Here is a 2,484-nt window from a genome sequence, read left to right as displayed (position 1 = left end):
GTAACTGCTAAACTAGAATCAACGGATTTCGCTAGATAAGAATGAACAAAACTTACCATACTCTTCCTTTTGAGATATCATAGAACTGGTAATTCTATCATCAGGGGGAAGCGGTATGAGGAAAGAGGAAAGGTGGCCTATGTACTTTTCAGTACAGGAACAGAAAAAATTAGGACTCAGGAAATCACAGGTTGCGAGGAATTTGAATATATCCAGGAATACAGTCATCAGGCTGTGGGACATGACGGTAGATGAGTACAAACGGTTTTTAGATGGTCTCGAATCACGATCAAAAAAGCTAGACTCATTCGAAAAGGAGATCACGAGTTGGCTGCGGGAATATCCAGACTTATCTGCAGCTCAGGTTATGGATTGGCTAAAAGAACGCCATGAAGGTATGGAAATCGCTGAAAGCACGGTTCGAAGCTTTGTCAGAGGCTTGCGAATGGAATATGGAATTCCTAAAATGAAGCGAATCAGGCAATACGAAGCGGTAGAGGAACTCCCGATGGGCAGGCAGATGCAGGTAGACTTTGGGGAAACCAAGCTTAGGCATCCGGAAGGCCACTTGGTCAGACTATGGTTCATCACCTTTGTCCTATCTCATTCGAGATACAAGTATGCCCGATGGCAGGACAGGCCATTTACAACATTGGATGTCGTAGATGCTCACGAACAGGCCTTTGAGTTCTATGGCGGTCTTCCTGAAGAGATCGTCTATGACCAGGACCATCTGCTGTTAACGAGCGAGAACCACGGGGATCTCATCCTGACCCATGAATTTGCCAAGTACGTGGAAGAGCGCTCCTTCCGGATTCATATGTGTAGGAAAGCAGATCCCGAGAGCAAAGGCAAAATTGAGAATGTGGTGAAATACATCAAGCGTAACTTTGCCAGGCATCGTGCATTCACAAATATCGACAAGCTCAATGAACAGTGCCTGGCATGGCTAAATCGTACAGGCAACGCCAAGATGCATCATACGACCAAAAAAATACCGGCCGAAGTGTACGCTTTAGAAAAAGCGCACCTCCGCCCAGTCCACAAAAAAATAAAAAAATCGATTGATTCAAGTATAACAAGGACGGTGCGGAAGGACAACACCATTTGGTACGAATCGAACCGGTATAGTGTTCCGATCGGCACGTATGACGGAACCGACAAAGAAGTTGCTGTCCGCGTGATGGAGGACAATCGCCTCATCATCTATGAGGAAGACACCGGGCAGATCTTGGCAGAGCATCCCCTATGCCTCCATCGCAAGGGCGAGCTCATCCGTAACCGTCATCATGGCCGAGATCGGACGAAAGGGGTCTGCGCGTACATCGAACATGTATCCAATCTCTTTAACGACGCTAGTGTAGCTCGAGGTTATCTCGAGGGAATTTACAAACGGAAGCCACGGTATATGCGAGATCAATTGCAGTCCATTGAGAAGAGCGTGTCAGAGGCTGCTGAGAAGGCGGCAAACCAAGCGCTGGCCTATTGTGTTAAGCATCATCTGTATCGTGCTGCCGACTTTGCCGATGCGGTACACCACTACATGGAAAAGGCAAACCAACAAGCCGTTTTGCCGACTCAGAGTGACTTGAAGCTGCTCGTTCAAGTGGACGATGCGAAGTTGAAAGCCAAACCCCAAATTCGGGCTTTTCAAACCTACGAACGTATCCTGGGAGGTGGCTAAGTATGTCTATATCCACTGGGGAACTGAAGCAATGGATGAGCACTCTCAACATGACCGAGGCCGCACACATCCTTGAGGAAAGCCTCTTGGATGCCCAATCGAAGGACTGGAGCTGCGGGCAATTCTTGCATCATCTCCTTCGGCATGAGCTGCGACGGCGGGAGGATAGAGGGCGTGCCAAGCGAATGAAGTGGGCTGCGTTCCCCTTCATCAAATCGTTAGATGAATTTCGACTGGAGGAACAGCAGTCCCTCAGCAAGCGTCATATGGAGCAATTGCGGGAGCTGATTTGGCTGGAGCATACGTACAATCTCATCCTTTTAGGCCCACCTGGGGTCGGTAAAACCCACCTGTCAGTGGGATTGGGCATAGAGGCATTGGAGCGAGGGCATCGCGTTAGCTTTGTCGCTATGGATAACCTCATCCATCTGCTCAAGACACAAGAGATCGCACGGACATCGCAGACTCGAATGAAGCGTATCTTGAACTCCGATCTGGTGATCATCGACGACCTCATGTTCATGGCCATGGAGAAGAGCGAGTCAAACTTATTCTTTCAATTTGTGAATAAGCTTTATGGTCAAGCGTCGATCATACTCACTTCCAACAAGGGCCCGGAGGATTGGGGTGAGCTGCTAGGCGATCCGGCCATCACGACTGCTATTCTCGACCGAATCTTGCATAAGAGCGAGGTGATTCAGCTGAGCGGAGATAGCTTCCGTCTCAAGCATCGGGAAACCATATTTGGTAATTCCTAGGTGTTGAAACTTATTTAGCGGAATCTGCTCAAAAGTACTTGA

At 48.5% G+C, this 2,484-nt stretch carries 2 protein-coding genes; both read left to right on the top strand.

Annotated features, from left to right (window positions below; all coding sequences use genetic code 11):
• The first annotated feature begins 115 nt into the window (after positions 1 to 115).
• The gene (gene istA / locus PSHG_RS25800; protein ID WP_010280023.1) at positions 116 to 1,684 is read left to right on the top strand and encodes an IS21 family transposase; all 1,569 of its coding nucleotides are present in this window, start codon (positions 116 to 118) and stop codon (positions 1,682 to 1,684) included.
• Positions 1,685 to 1,686: 2 nt separating this feature from the next.
• Positions 1,687 to 2,442 carry an IS21-like element helper ATPase IstB gene (gene istB / locus PSHG_RS25795; protein ID WP_010280018.1) on the top strand — a complete coding sequence of 252 codons (756 nt, stop codon included), beginning with the start codon at positions 1,687 to 1,689 and terminating at the stop codon, positions 2,440 to 2,442.
• Positions 2,443 to 2,484 lie beyond the last annotated feature (42 nt).

This window comes from Paenibacillus senegalensis JC66 (assembly GCF_000285515.1).
Classification (GTDB): Bacteria; Bacillota; Bacilli; order Paenibacillales; family NBRC-103111; genus Paenibacillus_L; species Paenibacillus_L senegalensis.
The sequence above is the reverse complement of the archived record's forward strand: the minus strand, read 5'-3'. Positions and strand labels throughout refer to the sequence as shown.

Bases quoted from the DNA above. Each gene is read 5' to 3' on its own strand.
- istA (WP_010280023.1), top strand. From the start codon at position 116: ATGAGGAAAGAGGAAAGGTGGCCTATGTACTTTTCAGTACAGGAACAG.
- istB (WP_010280018.1), top strand. From the start codon at position 1,687: ATGTCTATATCCACTGGGGAACTGAAGCAATGGATGAGCACTCTCAAC.